The following is a 17,587-nucleotide window of genomic DNA, read 5'->3' on the forward strand; positions in this document are numbered from 1 at the left end:
GATGTATGACGTTGCGATTATCGGTTTCGGCCCTACCGGAGCGACGCTTGCCAATCTTCTGGCAAAAAGCGGTTTATCAGTTGTGGTTCTGGACCGGGAGGCTCAGATGTATCATCTGCCCCGCGCCGTGCATTTCGATGACGAAGTGATGCGCGTGTTCCAGACGGTCGGGATAGCTGACGCGCTTTATAAGCTGGTGCACATCAACCCGGGCATGAAGTTCATCGATGAAAACAATGAGTTGCTGCTGGACTGGCCAAGACCACAAAGCGTTACGAAAAATGGGTGGCACGCAAGCTACAGATTGCATCAGCCTGACCTCGAAACGCTGTTGAGAGCCGAACTGGCGCGTTCCCCGACGGCTACCACGCTGGAACTTCACAACGTAGTAAATCTGGAACCCACAGGGCAAGGCGTAGAGTTAACTGCACTGGATAAGACAAACTACTGCAAGTCCACCATTGAAGCTCGATACGTTGTTGGCTGCGACGGGGCCAATTCGTCCGTGCGTCGCTGGATCGGCGGCGAAATGGAAGATCTGGGGTTTGAAGAACGCTGGCTGGTTGTCGATTTGTGCCTCAAAAATCTAATGCCAGAGCTTGGCGATCATTCCATTCAATTCTGCGACCCGAACCGACCGATGACCTATTGCCGGGCCCCCGGCATTCGCCGCCGCTGGGAAATCATGGTCTTGGACGGTGAAACCGACGCCGAGATAATGGAACATTCGCGCCTCTGGGATCTGCTATCGCGGTGGATTACGCCAGACGATGCCGAGATTGAGCGCAGTGCTGTCTATACGTTCCGGTCACAGGTCGCGAAAGCCTGGCGAAAGGGACCGGTTCTGATTGCCGGAGATGCCGCCCACCTGACGCCGCCTTTCATGGGCCAAGGAATGTGCACCGGTATTCGAGACGCGGCGAATTTGGCGTGGAAGCTCATCAAAGCACTCAATGGCGGCGATGAAGAGATGCTCTTTGACAGCTATCAGGATGAACGACAGCCCCACGCACGCAGCTATATTGAAACTGCGGTTCGTCTGGGCGGCCTGATCAACTCGCTTGATCGGGAAAGTGCCCTGCAACTTGCAGACGGTTCGCGTTCAGGTGCCATGAGATCTATTGCGCCCAAGCTTGGTCAGAGCGCACTGATGGAGGTGCAGACAAATAACCCGTCTGTGGGGCGTCCCTTTCCCCAAGTGCGTCTTGATATCGACGGACAGCGGCTGGACGATGCAGTCGGGCACAAGCATCTTCTTGTCAGCCGCGCCTCATTGCCGGAATGCAGCGATGACGCTGTCGCACTGAATGCGTTTGATCATCCCCAACTGGACGCCGTGCTGACAGATATTGGAACAAATGCCGTCTGGGTGCGACCCGACCGGTACGTCGCGGCTGTCGCGGAAACCCTCTTGGAACTTCCAGAACAAGCCTTGTCCCTTTTTGAGCCTGAAAAAACGAAAGATAGATATGAAACTGGCATCACTTAAATCCGGTGGTCGCGATGGATCACTTGTCGTCGTGTCAAAAGACCTGACCAGAATGGCATCAGCGGCATCAGTTGTGCAAACGTTGCAGCAAGCGATCGAGACCTGGAAAAGTTCAGCCGCTGCGCTAAAAACGATCTCGGACTTGGTCGAACAAAATGAGATCGACACTATGGCCTATGACGTGGACCAATTGGCCAGTCCGTTGCCGAGATCGTATCAATGGGCTGACGGAAGTGCATATCTCAGCCATATGCGCCTGGTACGCAAAGCCCGCGGGGCTGACATGCCTCCCGGGGCCGAGACCGATCCACTGATGTATCAGGGGGGCGGTGACTATTTTTTGGCACCGACCGATGACATTCCCTGCATTGACGTAGACTGGGGCCTGGATTTTGAGGGCGAGATTGCCGTGATTACCGATGACGTGCCTATCGGATGTTCTGCCGAGGCGGCGGCTGGCCACATCAAACTGATCATGCTGTGCAATGATGTCTCGTTGCGCAATGTTATGAAACCGGAGCTGGTCAAGGGGTTTGGCTTTTACCAGTCAAAACCTGCGAGTGCGTTTTCGCCTGTTTGCGTCACAACGGATGAACTGGGTGAATACTGGACCGGAGCAAAAGTTACCCTGCCGCTCGAAACTGTCTACAACGGTAAGTGCTTTGGCAAGGTTCCCGCTGGTATCGACCTGAATTTTGATTTCGCCCAGTTGATTGCGCATGCCGCAAAGACCAGAGAATTGCGTGCAGGCACCATCATTGGATCGGGTACGGTATCGAACACCGATCATGAACGTGTCGGATCGTCCTGCCTTGCCGAAAAGCGGATGATTGAAATCATTGCCAGTGGCACGGCAAAGACGCGATTTTTGAAGCCCGGGGATACCGTCCGATTTGAGATGCACGACCCCTCAGGGCAGTCAGTTTTCGGGGCTATTGACCAAAAGGTCGCCGCCGCATGAGAATGTGCAACAGGACAGTCTGAAGGATGAGGATGGCGGCAGACAACCAACCCAGCATTCGTGCCTTGCTACGCGGTCTGGAACTGTTGCGGTTCGTGAACAGTCATGGTTCGGCAAAGCCTGCCGAAATCGCCGCTGCGATTGGCGTGCCGAGACCGACGGTCTATCGGTTACTCCACACGCTGGAGGAGGCTGGTTACATTCTGATGTCGGCGTCCGACACCCGGGTCAGGGTATCGCCTCGTGCGTCTGGTCTGGGCGACAAATATGCTGCTCATTCGCACATTTGCCGTGTCGCGGCCCCGGGCCTTGCGGAATTCACCGACGTGCATTCATGGCCGCTCGATCTTTCGGTGTATCGCGATCTGCACATGGTCATCGAAGAAACCACGCACTGGCGCAGCCCGTTCTCGATTGATCGGAACATGGCCGGATTGTCCTTGCCGATACTCAGGTCTTCGGCTGGGCGCGCCTTTCTGGCCTTCTTGGAAGATAAGGAAAGAAGCATCATTCTTGATCTGCTTCGCAATAAGAACGACCCGGAAGACGAGAGGTTTTTGCTGGAAAGCTGGATTGCCTCGCGCCTAGATCAATACCGCAAACAAGGGTACGCGACGCGCAGTCCGCGCACCTTTCGACCTGACACATCGAGTTTGGCGGTCCCAATTATCCGTGAGGATCGCGTTCTTGGATGCCTTTCGATCATTTGGATCGCCAGCGCTTTTTCAATGACTGAAGCAATCAACCGCTATGCCGGCCCGATGACAGATTTGGCCCATCAGATAGCGGCGCAAATGGCACAGGGCGCATCTGTCCACCAAGCGGACAAAAAGATCTAAACCACAGAAAGGAATTCTACGGAAGCGATAGGCTCAAGAAAAACCGGGAGGAAACATGAAACATCTCATCAGATCGACTTTACTGACCTTTGGAATTTCGTTGACGGCCGGCGCAGCTATGGCTGCGGACACTGTTCTTACAATCTCGTCATGGGCGCCGCCGACGCATGGCATGAATGCGAAACTCTGGCCTGAATTCACGAAAATGCTGGCAGAGGCCACCGAAGGCCGTATCAGCGCAGAAGTAAAGTACGGATTGGGAGCGCCGCCGGCACAGTTCGACCTTACTCTGGACGGGGTAGCGGATGTCACCTGGATTTTTCACGGATACAATCCAGGACGTTTTGTGGCATCCAAGATGATCGAGTTGCCTGGTTACGAAGGCAATGCCGAGGCCGCGTCAGTGGCCTATTGGCGAGCGTATGAAAAATATCTCGCCGAAGCGAACGAACATGACGGTGTGAAGGTTCTTGCCATGATGACCCACGGCCCCGGCATCCTTCACTCGGAGACCAAAGTGGCCTCGCTGGATGATATCTCTGGCATGAAGCTGCGGCTTGGTGGCGGGGTTTCAGGTGACGTGGGCGCAGCGCTCGGGGCTACCGGCATCCGGGTGCCGGCGCCAAAGGTCTATGAAACTTTGGCCTCGAAAGCAGCCGACGGTGTCATGATGCCCATGGAGGCCCGCGCAGGATTCAAGCTGTTTGAGGTTGCCCCACACAGCTATTCTGTGCCCGGGGGGTTCTATCGCGGCTCGTTTGCAATCGTGATGAACCAAGAAAAATACGATGGATTATCAGATGAAGACCGCGCCGCGTTGGACACCATAGCGGGCGAAGCGCTTTCTCAGGTGGCCGGGCGCATGTGGGACGAGATTGACCAGATTGGAATCGAAACCATTGAAGCCAACGAGGGCAACTCCTGGACTGAAGCCAGCGAATCTGACGTCGCAACCTGGAACGAAATGACGGGCCCGATCATTGAAAGCGTTCTTACCGAGGTGTCGGACAAAGGGATCGACGCCGCGACAGTACAAACCTTCATTGCCGAGCAAATGTCAGGCAACTGACCCCTAACAAAGAAACACTGCTGGCTCTGGAAAAGGGACCGCAGTTTTGCGAGGCAGGCATGGCTGACATTCAGAAACAGAAGCTGCGCAATCCCTGGTACGTTGTTCTTCATCTGCCCACATGGACCGCGGCGGGTACACTATTCGTGCTGATGTGCATGACGTTCCTAGACGTAGTTTTGCGGAGCGCTTTCGACAACCCAATTGAAAGCGCGACGGAACTAACCCGGCTATTTATGGCTATCATTGTATTTTCCGCCCTACCTCTGGTGTCGTGGAAAGGTGAGAATATCGTCGTGGACCTGCTTGACCCTTTCTTCAGCGAACGACTGGCTCAAATGCGCGATAGCCTGATCGATGCAATCTGCGGGATAGTTCTCATCTGGCCGGCAATACGGGTGTGGGAACTTGCAGAACGGGCGCGTCAGTATGGCGACGTCACAGAGTATCTGAAGCTGCCCCAGTTTTACGTCGGGTGGTTCATCTCGGTCTTTGTCGCACTCACCGCAATTGCCTTTCTGGCGCGCAGTGTTGTGCGCCTAATCTCCAAAACAGAGGACACCGAATGACTCTGTCGTTGTTGGGGCTCGGAGCAGTTTTAATTCTAGTTTTCCTGCGCATGCCCATTGCAATCGCCATGGGGCTAGTCGGCTTCCTGGGGTTTATGGAGTTACGCGGGTTTCGCGCCGCAATCTCGATGGTCGGCCGACTAATAATCGACACGGCTCAGGATTACGGGTTGTCGGTGGTGCCTCTCTTCATCCTGATGGGTCTCTTTGTGAACAAGGGTGGCCTTTCAAATGAGCTTTATCGCGCGTCCTACGCATTTCTCGGCCATATGCGTGGTGGATTGGCAATGGCGACGATTGTGGCCTGCGCTGGCTTCTCCGCAATCTGTGGCTCTTCCCTTGCGACAGCTGCGACAATGTCGAAGGTCGCCATGCCGGAGATGCGAAAATACAAGTATTCAGACAGTCTGGCGACTGCGTCCATTGCGGCGGGGGGCACCTTGGGCATCCTGATACCGCCCTCGGTAATCTTGGTAATCTATGGCCTGTTGACGGAAACAAGCATCGGAAAGCTCTTTGTCGCCGGCGTTTTTCCAGGGTTGCTGGGCGTTTTGCTATATCTTGTCGCTGTCCGGTTTTCGGTGACCCGAGACCCGGATGCCGGACCAGCCGGCGAACAGGTTTCATGGCGAGAACGGCTTTTGTCGCTCAGGGATATCTGGGCGGTGCTACTGCTGTTCTTCCTAGTGATTGGCGGGCTCTACGGTGTGTTGGATGTCCGGCCCTTCTTCATAACGTTTTCCCCGACCGAGGCTGCAGGAATGGGGGCCGCTGGCGCTTTCCTGATTGCATTGTCCAGAAGAGCCTTGAGTTTCTCGTCGACCATGGAGGTATTGATCGAAACTGTGCAGACAGCAGCCACGCTGTTTGCGGTTTTGATCGGAGCGTGGATATTTTCGAACTTTGTCAATCTTGCGGGGCTGCCCGAGGCACTTAGCAACTTCGTTCTTTCCCAGGGGCTGTCGCCGACACTAGTCATTGTGTTGATCCTGCTGGTCTACGTTCTTCTTGGGTGCGTTTTTGAAAGCTTGTCTATGCTGCTGCTTACGGTGCCCATCTTCTTTCCGGTAGTAACCAGTCTCGGGTTTGATCCGGTTTGGTTTGGTATTGTTGTCGTCGTGGTCACCGAGATCAGCCTGATCACTCCGCCGGTCGGCTTGAATGTCTTTGTACTAAAAGGTGTCGTTAAGGATGTCCCCACATCTGTGATATTTCGAGGTGTCACTCCTTTCTGGGTAGTGGATATCCTTCGACTTTTGATTATTGTCTTTTTTCCTTGGCTCGTACTATTTCTACCAAATTCGATGTAAACTCATTTCCAGTGGCTGAATTTTTGCGTGACATTCCCTTTTAAAGCTGTCCTGCTTTGGGCTCGGTGCAGTCATTCACTGCGACTCGGACGAAGCTTCCGTTGATTGATTGGAGCGCGCATCTTACCGTTTCTTTTCGGATCATTTGGAGTAACTAATGGCACAGAGTGATGAAAGAGACTGGTCAGAGATTTTCGAAGACGCACGGACCAAGGTGACGTTGACGCCTTGATGAAAGATATCAAGCCGAGGTTCGAAGCGTTCATTGAAAAAGCACAGAAGGCGAAGTTCCATGATGTGGCTGAAGACTTCCTTGAAGCCGTCGAAAAGATGGCCAGCGAACTGAGTCAAAAAGTTAAAGCTAGTTCGTCCAGTGACGTTAAGTCTAATTCTGCAGACAAGCCGAAGAAGCAAAGACGACCTAGCTATAACCTAGAGGACGACACTCCAGTTTATCGCATGTCACCAGAAATCAAGTCTAAACACAAACTGACAGATTCTCAGCTCAAAAAGATCAAAGAGGAGGCAGCTCTTTGGAAGTCACAGGACGGCCCATACAAGGGTAAGCGGAATTGACCGAAGCCAACCACTTGAAGATAAAGTGGCGCAATGATTGCGGAGGCACAGGCTGGTGCACGACTGGCTGCCTTGGGCTCGGTGCGGTCATTCGCTCAATCGTGGCGAATGTCCACTTTGCGGACAAAATCGCCGCTCAGTCATTTGGTGGTTCATAGGGGTCTGGCGTTCCCGGCGGGACCGGAGGGTACTCCTTGAACGTTGCGATGTGCTCCTGCAACTGCGGTAGCGCCTTTTCGACCGCCCATGTGTGGGGGAAGAGTACGCTTTCGCGCTCGTGCGGATCATTCAGAAGATTGTAGACTCTTGGTGTGTCAAAGGAATTTGTCACACCAAAAGCTGTCGTATTCTCTTTGAATAGGACTTTCCAATCCTTCCATTTAACGCCGAAAATCTGTTCACCCATGTAAACGATCACGCCATCTCGATTTGAATTTGGCTGGGCACCGAGAAAGAATTGGGATTGGTCGATGCCATCAAAGGCTCGGTCTCGTGGCACCTTACCGCCTGCAAACTCCGCGAGTGTCGGAAAGAGGTCCATCGAGTGGACAACATCGTTACTCGCAGAACCGGCAGGGATTTTCCCAGGCCATTTGATTGCAAAAGGTACGCGCATACTTCCCTCGAGGCTAGTGAAGAGAGTGCCACGCCAAGGCCCTGCGGTGCCATGAACCGCAGGGACTGGAGAGACGTTCGCGTTTCCAACTGGCAGGGCTTCAGGGCCGTTGTCTGCAGTAAAAATCACCACGGTATCATCCGAAATACCCGCAGTCTCTAACGCATCAACGATACGCCCGATGTAGGTGTCAGTCTGAAGTAGAATGTCGGCCCAAACACCGTTTCCGGTGGCACCATCGAATTCCTCGGACGCGATGTTTGGATAGTGGGTCTGCGTATAAGCAAGATAAATGAAAAAGGGTGCGTCGTCCGCGCTCTTCGCTTCGATGAATTCTATAGCCTTTTTTGTCAGGTCACCATCTATCTCGCCGCGATAGTCCAGATCATAGTCCCGCACTATGGATGCTGGCTCACCCGAAACACCTTGCTTGACGACGGGCTCTTCCATCTCGGCTTCAGCAAACCCCGAAAGCGTTCGCCAGACTGTAACGTCAGTGGTTTCGACGCCGTAAAACTCGTCGAACCCTTGATTCGTTGGATAGCGCCCTGCAGACCAGCCGAGGTGCCATTTTCCGTACATGGCCGTGTTGTATCCCGCATCCTTTAGCATCTCGGCCATAGTGATTTCCCATTGAGGCAGACCGTAGACGCCGCCGCCCAGTGGGACTGTATGGTTGCCGCTCCGGATGCCGTAACGCCCAGTCATAGTCGCAGCTCGAGAGGGAGTGCACTGACTTTCCACATTAAAGTTCGTGAGCCTCAATCCTTCTGCAGCCAGGGCATCCATTTCGGGAGTCGCTGTACCGCGGATTATGCCTCCACCGTTGAATCCTGGTTCACCCCAACCAAAGTTATCTAGAAATATGAATACGATATTGGGTTTGTCTTGAGCTGAGGCAACTGTGGCAAATAGAAGAAAAAAGGACAGTAGGAATGTTCGTGAGAACCACTTCATGACAACGCCTCCAATCAAGATCACAGGCCTAAGACTGACGAACAAGAGCACCCATCGTCAAGAACAGCTACTCACTGCGGCACCTGAAGCAAGACGGCTGAGCGTCAACGTTATGGGCGAACCTCTCTCAGGATCGCTGGTGCCCAAATTAGAAAAACCGTTGTTTTACTTGACGAACAGCCGCGCCAGATGTTGCCATAGGCTGGCATTCAGCTCTGCTGGGAGGTTCCAATGAAGTATTTTTTGACATCGACAGCAATCGTTTCTGCCACGTTCATAGCAAGCGCTTCAAATGCTCAAGAGGCTGCACAAGGTGGGCAAGTTGGGGAGATGACTATATCGGTTGATGATATGCGCGAACCTGCACCGGCTGATTTCTCACCGTACGCTGGGCGTGATTTTCCTACGCGTCCTCTGTGGGGTGACACCCACATTCACACGTCAAATTCGCTCGACGCGCGCGGATTTGGAGTCATTCTGAGCCCGGACGATGCCTATAGATTTGCACGCGGTGAGGAAGTCACGACATCGCACGGCCTGCGCGTGCAGTTATCGCGCCCGCTCGACTGGCTTGTCGTTGCCGATCACTCTGATGCCATGGGCGCTATGAATGAAATCATCGCCGGAAACTCAACATTGATGCGTGACCCGACGCTTCGAGACTGGAGCGAACGACTTAACGCCGGCGGAGACGTTGCTCTGGGCGCAACAATGGAAGTCATTGAAACTTTCGCAGGTATTACAGGAGATGCACTTCCCGAGGCAGTTTCAGATCGAAGATTTGTACAATCCGTCTGGGACAACTTCACGCAAACTGCGGATCACCATAACGACCCTGGGACTTTCACTGCGTTCATCGGATACGAGTGGACATCCACTGAAGCTGGAAACAACCTCCACCGCAACGTGATCTACCGAGATGATGCCATTCGCGCGCGGCAAATGCTACCTTTCACAACCTCAGAAACCTTTAATCCGGAACGGTTATGGGACTGGTTGGAAACATATGAACAAGAGACTGGCGGGCGTGTGCTGGCACTTGCCCACAACGGCAATGTCTCCAACGGTCTAATGTTTCCGGTCGAGACAAATCCGGAAACGGGTGAGCCATTGACCGAAGACTACGCAGAACGACGTGCAAAGTGGGAACCAATGTATGAGATCACCCAGATCAAGGGTGATGGAGAAGCTCATCCGTTTCTAAGCCCGAACGATGAGTTTGCAGACTATGAAACATGGGATAAATCCAACCTCGGTCCGACACCCAAGGAAGACTGGATGCTCCAATACGAGTATGCACGCGAGGCTCTGAAGAACGGCTTAAAGCTAGAGGCTCAACTAGGCACCAATCCATACAAATTTGGAGTCGTGGGCTCGACTGACAGTCATACTGCTTTGGCGACTGCGGAAGAAGACAATTTCTTTGGCAAACACTCCGGTGTCGAACCAGAACCTGGCCGTTGGCAACATGTCGTTGGCGAATTTGACGCGTTAAGGATTCTAGGGTGGGAAATGGCAGCCTCTGGCTACGCGGCGGTCTGGGCTGAAGATAACACACGTGAAGCAATATTCGACGCAATGGAACGGAAAGAAGTATATGGGACGACCGGTAGTCGTATTGCGGTTCGTTTCTTCGGTGCCTGGGACTTTTCGGATGCCGATGCAAAATCTCGTTTGCCCGCCGAAATAGGATACAAAAAAGGCGTACCGATGGGCGGGGACCTCGCAGAAGCACCTGCAGACGCGGACGCTCCAACTTTCCTCATTGCTGCATTGAAAGACCCGTTTTCCGGCAATCTGGACCGCATTCAGATTGTAAAAGGTTGGTTGAATTCCAACGGTGACACCGAAGAGCAAGTTTATGATGTGGCTTGGTCGGGAAACCGAGAACAAGATGCGGACGGCAAATTACCAGCGGTGGGGAATACAGTAGATGTTGCAACGGGTACGTTTACTAATTCAATAGGGTCCCCGGAACTAATAACTGTTTGGCAGGACCCCGAATTCGATCCCTCTGTGCGGGCATTCTACTATGCTCGTGTCTTGGAAATTCCTACCCCGAGGTGGACAATTTACGACGAGGTTCGGTTCGGGGATGAACTACCGCCCGAGGTGCCAACGTCAACACAGGAACGTGCTTACACTTCGCCAATTTGGTATACTCCCGAGGGCTGAGATCATTAATAATCCAACGTCGTTCAATACAATTGTCCGGCGATTCCTATCCGATAACATTAGGCGGCTTTGTCTCCAGATTGGCGTACCCGGGGATTGAGACCGAAATAGCTGACGAGTTTCTCCGGAGACGAGAAGCGCCCGATATCGCCAATTGCCGCCAGAACGCTCAGAGCGACGATCATGTTGACGCCGGTGATTGTCATCAACTGTTTCACGCGCGGTTCCTGAAGCGCTGTCTGTGCAAGGTCTTCGTCGATCTGTTTCAACTCGAGACCGAGACGGTCCAGCTCGCCGGCATGACGGAGGATGACGCGGCGTTGATCGTGCGCGACGGGTTGTTCCTCCAGCCATTTCCTCCCACGCTTTGAAAAAAGAGACGCATTGTACGGCGGGATCAGATTGGCATGCATTACCGAATGGATCCTATTCTTGAGACGGGTCATCTGGGAAACCAGCTGCACCCGCTCAGCCACGAACCGGTGACGTTTGCAGCTGGTGGAAGGGCTTTGCATCCGCCCCACCTCCGCGGAAATCGCGGTACTAGCAGTCATTTCAGTGTCACCGTGTCATGACCCCTGCCCTAGCTGGCAAGAGACGGTCTTGGGACTATTGAGAACGGGGATTTTTCTGGGGTGTTCTGAGCAGATGCTGGCACGTTGGCCGAGACCTAGTGCTCCGTTCACGCACCGGCAGGTTCGGGGTTTGCTCGTGTGTAGAACGCAGGATGACTTTGACCTTAAAGTCACAAACTGATCCAAAATTAGAAAGAGCGGTAAGGTGCAATCCGTGAAGCTTGTAGCGACGTTGCCAGAGGAGGCGACAGCGGACGCATCGTCTCTGCACAGCAAACTCAGCGTCGAGCCGGAATCGCTTCTGCAATTTGCACTCGCCTTACTCCCGCAGTACGCAGGGTAATCTCAATCTCAGAACCGAAACAAGCCTGCGCCTCGTCTGCAGGCACCATCCAGTGCTACAATTTTCGAAGAGGACGAGATTTCTTGCGAATAATACCGTCATCGAAATGATACCCGAAGTTTTCAACGTCACGGATGAATACGTCGCCAACAGCTTTGTTACTCTCAGCGGAATAATACTCTCGGTAGTCCCGTCTTTTTGACTTTTTTCGATGCTTAAAGAACGTACGCCTGCAGTAGATCTCTCGAAGCAAAACCCTGAGGTTATTCTCGAAGGTTTCGAAGCGACCTAGGAAATCCAATGGCATTTCTCCATTGTCATCTAAGAGAAAACTAGATTGGAGTCGAAAATATGGAATATCGAGGTACTGCGAGGGCGTTTCAATGAATGAAGCCAAGAAGCTTTCAAAGTTGTCATGATTTGCCACCAGTTCAAATTCTGGGCGCCGCGCGATCATATATAGTGATAGGCGGATACCAATCGGTCCCAAGGGTTCCGAACAAAACTGAACTTGAAGTACTCTCCGGCCACCGGTCCCAAATGCTCTAAGTGCTCAAATACTGACGAGTGTTTGTCAATCGCTGGAGAAGGATCGTGTTTGCTTAGACGTAAGGGATTCGGACGACGTAGAATCGTCGAGATGGTTGACCCCCCGGTTTTGGGAATATGAACAAAAACGGTCTTCAATGTAGGATAAACTGGCACCGATTTGCTACGCCTTCTTACCAATAACGCTTGCAGCGCAAGTGCGCCTTTGCTGTCGCGCAAAGTTCGCGCATGAAGGAACTCTCCGACGGAACATAGGAAAGGGGTGTCGGCGTATTTTAGATACCATTGGCCTCACCCATTTCAACGGATTAAACTGCGGTGCTTATACAAAAATCATCGAGCAGAAACAAAGAAGGCCAACAGATTTCCCGCCCGAAATCAGAATCTGTAGTTCAATGAAAAAGCAAGCGTAGTTACTGCCAAGTCTTCAAACTCACGTTCAAAATCTGAGAACACAGAATAAACCACCTCTGCCCCAAGCGTAACCTCCTCTCGAATGAAGCGTTCATAACCAAGGCCTACGAAATAACCACTGCCCTCGCCCGGGTTTATGTCGCCGCTTGCGTGAGTGTCGAGTACAGAATAGCCAGCGCTGGCGTAGTACATGTTCAACCCACTGTCGAAGCCGCCTCGCGCACCGAAACGAGTATACGAGCCAAGTTCGAAACCGGGGTCAATGTCCAATACCGTCCGGGTGTATTGCAAGAAATACCCGGCAATGACCTTGCCAAAATCGTAGTCCCAACCAAATTTCGCGCCATAAATCGGGCCGCTGGAGCCTTCCACGTCGGGAGCATAGCCAAGCTCTAAACCTATGGAAAAACCTGTCCAGTCGACGCCCGAATCAGATAGCACGGCCGGCTGTTCGAACGGCTTTAAGGCACTGGAAACCTCAGTGTCGCCCGCCATCGAGACTGCCGGATAAATTGAAGCAACGATTAGAGCGACGGTGTTGATGCGTATAGGCAATTTGATCAGATCCAAAGTAAATTTTGTTAGGATTTCATGATAGTGCAGACGCTCCGAATATTTCTATGTACGAACTCTAAAGACACACAAATTCAAAGGCTATTGTGTCAATGTGGCAATGGTTTTGAAGAAGGCTTCTACGACAGAATGTCGTAGCAAATTCCCTTATCTCTCGTGGAGGATCTGTTGCATTAACTGAAGTTGACAGCGATAGTCTCACGGTTTTGAAATGAGGTTCTGATTTCGCGCCGTTATCTATTGAGGTATCACCGATTTGCCAAGGAAGTCATTCTGTTGGCGGTACGATGGGAATGCAGATATCCGCTGTCCTATCGGGACGCGCGCGACGAAGGGATTCGAACCCTCGAGACCCTTCCGGGCCTACTCCCTTAGCAGGGCAATCGTTTAAGAAATTAAATTCATATAAAACAAAAACTTACGAACTTTTTCTTCAATCCATGTGCCAGTTTTGTGCCAATTTGCACGGCTTAATGGTTATTACCTCGTCTTAGTTTTCGAGCGTCTCTGCAAAAATTTCCTATTTCCCAATTACATCAGAAGTTTTCAGTGCCTCGATGACCTGCACGTTATAATTTGTTTTGCACGAAGCTATTAGCGAACCACGGAACGGATTGAGTCACTTTGCTGCATGCAAAATCTCTATGATTTGAACAACGCGATCCCGGAATATTGAGCGCATGTCGCCGGTAGGAAACTGCATTCACTATGATTGCAACTCCAAGAAGCGGTCACGTGTTGACGCCGCGGAGATCATCTGCTTGGAGCCCAATGATGCACCTGGCACGATTCCCCGCTTCTATTACATAGTTCTTCCTATATATGCCGGCTATCCCACTTTGCTTTTTCGCGAAGGGTTAATGCCAAGGTAATTGGTATATAGGACCGGTATCAGGTAATTTGTCGCACCGGATTTAGCGCTACTTTTCTTCAGCACACCTATCTCACAGAGATAGGAAGCCATTCTATCAGCCTGGTCTCTGTCAACGCCCCAGACACTAGCCAACTTGTCATCATCAAAATTCCTGCCTGAACTGTCAATGAAAGCTTCTATGTACCTTCTGCATTCAGGGAACTCAGCGAATATGGTTTGCTCCATCTTCGTTTTCGATAGAACGCCCCCTCCGGAAATCAAACCTTCATGATTGAAAATCAAATTTCTCTGCTTATACGGAGTGTCGCCTTTTTCAAGACGAGTTATCTCGTATTCAATCGCAGAATTTACCAGCTCAATAAGGTCCCGCGGGGCACTCACACCCAGACCATCTTGGGTATACATAACCAACCAATCGAAAGATTTTTGAGGTTTATTGCCATATAGGTTCATATTATCGGGAAAAAGAGAGTAGAGAAAGTTATGCTTGTCGTTTGAGTTTGACTTAATAAATGATTCGTCTTTGCGAAAATACTTCCTGAACTCCACAGACAGCAAAAAGCGCTTTAGCAACATCTCTCCAAGAGTTGACTTATCCCAATCAAGTCGTGCAGTTACAGGCGCAAGATGTGAAGCTTCCCGGAAGCCATCTTCCTTTGTGATAGAACTCCAAAGATCGTTTCTCATAAAGATTTTTAGGCGAATTGCGGGTAGATTTCTTGTGGCTGCGTAAACGCGCACTAGAGATCGGAGTGCACTTTTTTCCTTTTTTCTATCGTTTGGAAATATGGCATCCAAGCGGTCAAGTAGAATCCATACCTTTCGATTGTTTTCGACCAGCAAATTATTGTAGGCCTGTAGAAGGGCATCGATGGAGATAATACCTTGTTTTTGTTGTGTAGTGGTGGGAGATCCAAACGTGAGCTTCGCCTTGATTTTTTTTGGAAGACCTGTGGAGGGATCAATCTCAAGCTCTCCGTCTGCTGCGTCAAAATATAGGCGCGAACGAATATAGTTTGAAATATTGGCGAAGAGCTGTGAAATGCTCCAACCGTTCTCGTAAATACCTTCCTGCTTAAGAAGCTCTTCAGTCTGCTGCGATACTTTCGATGTGATCCCGTTTTTCTTACATGTGTCCAAAATTAAAGTTAAGAAATAGAGCTTCCAAATCCTTATGAGGTCGGCCTCCTCAAAACCGGCTTCATCAGTCAAAGCTGAAAAAACTGATTCACCTGAAGTGTTTTCGGAAGACACAATAAAGCTGCCCTCGCTGTGAAGTTCCGCTTCATGATCCAGTAAGTAATAGTACAACGCGCTCTTCCCTGATCCTTTTGGGCCAAGGATGAAGTCAATTTTGTCCTTTCGAAGTTTTTTCCAGGTAATACTTTCAAAAAAGAATGAGCTCAAAACTGATCTTTCTAGTTCTGCAACTCCGTTACCAATCTCTAAACTTTCGAGTACAACTTGTTTTATGTGCATCCCAATACCTCCCCTGAAAAACTCAGTTGAGTTGATCGTGGAACACTCGCCTAAAGTCAACCAATCTGCCCATGAAAGCTGCGCGAGACTTTTTTTGTCAGAGTTTTGGGTTAGTGCTCAAGTTTTGTTGTAGCTGCCTATTGTTGATGCACTATCCGAAAGCGCTAGTGAAACAGGCGCGGAGAAGGTTAGCTTTGCCCACTTTCTGGACTTTGAAGTTCTACATGGCCAAGGTCTGCTTAGTTACCACCGACGCGCACCTAGCGATCTTGGCAAGATTTAGCGTGAATTTCACTGAGTCCCCCGCGGCGATCAACTGAGAAAACGTGTCTTGGCGCGAAGCGAGGTGTAGCAGGTTGCTTGTGCACTTCCAGACTTCTCTTTGTCGGAAAGTAAGGTGTGATCGCTAGGTGCGCACTACATGACGCCCCGCGAAATGATCGAGTTGTTGCGTCAGCCGTCCTTGCTGCAAGTGCAAAATCAAGCCAGAAAAGTTCTTTACAAAAAAGCAAACCATTCCGATTCTGTGCCAGATTTGTGCCAATTTTCCAGCGCTTTTCAGAGAAACTACATTAAATCAATGTGAAAATCGTGCAGCTAAATTCACGTAATTATGGGAAATTCTGCAGCGCAGCGTAAAGTAATTATCATTCTTTCTCAGGTAGTTATGGCGGAGACGAAGGCCGCCACCACGCAGTTGCAGCGCGTCTCAATTCGGTGTTTTATTCATTTATTTTCAATATATTAACATGATGTGATGTAATATTCTGTTGCGTCTTGTTGCATTCAATATCATTTCTTTTGGCATGTAGGTTGGCGTGTAATGGAGCGCCAACCCATAATTTGGGATTCGAACCATGCCTAAGAAAGCCCGAGAACTGACGGCACTCGATGTTAAACGCCTCAAACACCCCGGCCAAGGCGGCAATAAGACATTCGCTGTTGGCGGCGTTGATGGCCTTCTGTTGCAGGTCACGCCAACCGGTGCGCGGTCTTGGCTGTTACGGTGCATGATTGCCGGGACGCGACGGAATCTCGGGCTTGGTCCGTTTCCAGATGTAACGCTTGCAAATGCGCGTGAGCGGGCGCGTGCGGCTCGGGATATGATCCGCGAGGGTATTGACCCCATCGAGCACAAGAGAGCGTCTCAAGAGACACTGAGATCCTCTTCGCAGCGGGGCATGACATTCAAAGAGTCTATGGAGTCATACTTGGCGGTAAAACTGGCCGAATTTGACAACGACAAGCATCGAAAACAATGGCGCGCGACACTGGATAAATACGCCGTGCCTAATCTGGGCGACATGCCGATCGATGAAATCACGGTGCAGGACATTGTTCACACTCTATCGCAGATTTGGGAAACGAAAACAGAAACGGCGTCACGGCTCAGAGGTCGGATCGAGGCGGTTTTGAGCTGGGCCACAGTCAAAGGGCACCGGACAGGCGACAACCCAGCCAGATGGCGGGGCAATCTTGACGCGGTGTTGGCCAAGCCAACGAAGCTTGCCAAAGTCCAGCACCATCCGGCATTGAGTCTCGCCGACGCACCAACTTGGCTTGCTGATCTGCGGGGGCGATCTGGAACGGCAACAAGAGCACTGGAGTTCATGGCGATGACAGCCGCGCGATCCGGTGAAATACGCGGTGCACGGTGGGATGAATTGGACTGGGACAGCGCGCTATGGACTATTCCCGGCGATCGGATGAAGGCCAGCAAGGAGCACCGTGTGCCTTTAACCACCGAAGCGCTGGCGCTTGTCGACGGCATGCCGAGGCTTGAAGGATCGCCATACATCTTCGCGGCCCCGAGGGGTGGGCAGTTATCTGATGCGGCTTTATCAGCCTGTATGAAGCGCATTCACGCCGCTCGTGTGAATGGTTATGTGGATGAACGTTCTGGGCGTCCTGCGGTACCGCACGGCCTGCGCAGTACGTTCCGGGATTGGGCAGCTGAACGCACTGAATTTCCGAGCGACATGGCCGAGATAAGTCTCGCGCATAGCGTAGGCTCTGAAGTCGAACGCGCATACCGACGCGGGGATCTTGTCGAGAAACGGCGAGGAATGATGGCTGCATGGGGCCGATTTCTAAGTGGCGAGGCCAGTTCCAAGGTTGTGCAAATGCGGAGTTGAAATGACTCGTCGCAATCTGTATTGTTCACCTAAGTCAGATACGATCTGACACAGGTGTAGGGCAATGAAGCCCATCCTATTGAA

The 17,587-nt window shown here is 51.6% G+C and carries 14 protein-coding genes; 9 read left to right on the forward strand and 5 right to left on the reverse strand.

All coding sequences use genetic code 11. The annotated features are described in order from the left end of the window. The first annotated feature begins 1 nt into the window (after position 1). The 7 genes from DK510_RS19590 (at position 2) to DK510_RS19620 (ending at position 6,813) form a co-directional block, all read left to right on the forward strand. Complete coding sequence (locus tag DK510_RS19590) at positions 2–1,489, forward strand: bifunctional 3-(3-hydroxy-phenyl)propionate/3-hydroxycinnamic acid hydroxylase (protein ID WP_109313534.1); 1,488 nt, start codon at positions 2–4, stop codon at positions 1,487–1,489. Continuing rightward, the gene (locus DK510_RS19595) at positions 1,470–2,450 is read left to right on the forward strand and encodes a fumarylacetoacetate hydrolase family protein (RefSeq protein ID WP_109313535.1); all 981 of its coding nucleotides are present in this window, start codon (positions 1,470–1,472) and stop codon (positions 2,448–2,450) included. Before DK510_RS19590 ends, DK510_RS19595 begins: the two co-directional genes overlap by 20 nt. Before the next feature lie 32 nt (positions 2,451–2,482). Then, positions 2,483–3,289, forward strand: a complete 807-nt coding sequence (locus tag DK510_RS19600; RefSeq protein WP_109313536.1) for a DNA-binding transcriptional regulator — start codon at positions 2,483–2,485, stop codon at positions 3,287–3,289. Positions 3,290–3,344: 55 nt separating this feature from the next. Beyond that, positions 3,345–4,358, forward strand: a complete 1,014-nt coding sequence (locus tag DK510_RS19605) for a TRAP transporter substrate-binding protein (protein WP_109313537.1) — start codon at positions 3,345–3,347, stop codon at positions 4,356–4,358. Between the two features lie 59 nt (positions 4,359–4,417). Further along, entirely contained in the window at positions 4,418–4,927 is a 510-nt protein-coding gene (locus tag DK510_RS19610; protein ID WP_109313538.1) for a TRAP transporter small permease, read from the forward strand. Next, positions 4,924–6,237 (forward strand): TRAP transporter large permease, encoded by a 1,314-nt coding sequence (locus tag DK510_RS19615; protein WP_109313539.1) that lies wholly within the window; start codon positions 4,924–4,926, stop codon positions 6,235–6,237. Before DK510_RS19610 ends, DK510_RS19615 begins: the two co-directional genes overlap by 4 nt. A 231-nt stretch (positions 6,238–6,468) precedes the next feature. Continuing rightward, the gene (locus tag DK510_RS19620) at positions 6,469–6,813 is read left to right on the forward strand and encodes a hypothetical protein (RefSeq protein WP_109313540.1); all 345 of its coding nucleotides are present in this window, start codon (positions 6,469–6,471) and stop codon (positions 6,811–6,813) included. Positions 6,814–6,949: 136 nt separating this feature from the next. On the opposite strand, the gene DK510_RS19625 is transcribed toward DK510_RS19620, so the two are convergent. After that, entirely contained in the window at positions 6,950–8,431 is a 1,482-nt protein-coding gene (locus DK510_RS19625) for an arylsulfatase (RefSeq protein ID WP_200833265.1), read from the reverse strand. 186 nt (positions 8,432–8,617) lie between these two features. Between DK510_RS19625 and DK510_RS19630 the strand changes: the two genes are divergently transcribed. Then, on the forward strand, positions 8,618–10,561 hold the full coding sequence (locus tag DK510_RS19630) for a DUF3604 domain-containing protein (protein ID WP_109313542.1): 1,944 nt from the start codon (positions 8,618–8,620) through the stop codon (positions 10,559–10,561). Positions 10,562–10,620: 59 nt separating this feature from the next. Here the strand turns inward: DK510_RS19630 and DK510_RS19635 are convergent, their stop codons facing one another. The 4 genes from DK510_RS19635 to DK510_RS19655 form a co-directional block, all read right to left on the reverse strand. Beyond that, entirely contained in the window at positions 10,621–10,974 is a 354-nt protein-coding gene (locus tag DK510_RS19635; RefSeq protein WP_160116573.1) for a transposase, read from the reverse strand. A 958-nt stretch (positions 10,975–11,932) separates the two neighbouring features. After that, entirely contained in the window at positions 11,933–12,184 is a 252-nt protein-coding gene (locus DK510_RS23655; protein WP_370247414.1) for a sulfotransferase family 2 domain-containing protein, read from the reverse strand. 222 nt (positions 12,185–12,406) lie between these two features. Then, a complete protein-coding gene (locus DK510_RS19650) occupies positions 12,407–13,012 on the reverse strand; it encodes an outer membrane beta-barrel protein (protein ID WP_109313546.1) in 606 nt (201 codons plus the stop codon). An 832-nt stretch (positions 13,013–13,844) separates the two neighbouring features. Beyond that, positions 13,845–15,368, reverse strand: coding sequence for a P-loop ATPase, Sll1717 family (locus tag DK510_RS19655; protein ID WP_109313547.1), 1,524 nt, complete (start codon positions 15,366–15,368; stop codon positions 13,845–13,847). Between the two features lie 857 nt (positions 15,369–16,225). Here DK510_RS19655 and DK510_RS19665 point away from each other — a divergent pair. Next, entirely contained in the window at positions 16,226–17,503 is a 1,278-nt protein-coding gene (locus DK510_RS19665; RefSeq protein ID WP_109313549.1) for an integrase arm-type DNA-binding domain-containing protein, read from the forward strand. Positions 17,504–17,587 lie beyond the last annotated feature (84 nt).

Origin of the sequence: Ruegeria sp. AU67, from assembly GCF_900312795.1 — a bacterium.
GTDB lineage: Bacteria > Pseudomonadota > Alphaproteobacteria > Rhodobacterales > Rhodobacteraceae > Ruegeria > Ruegeria atlantica.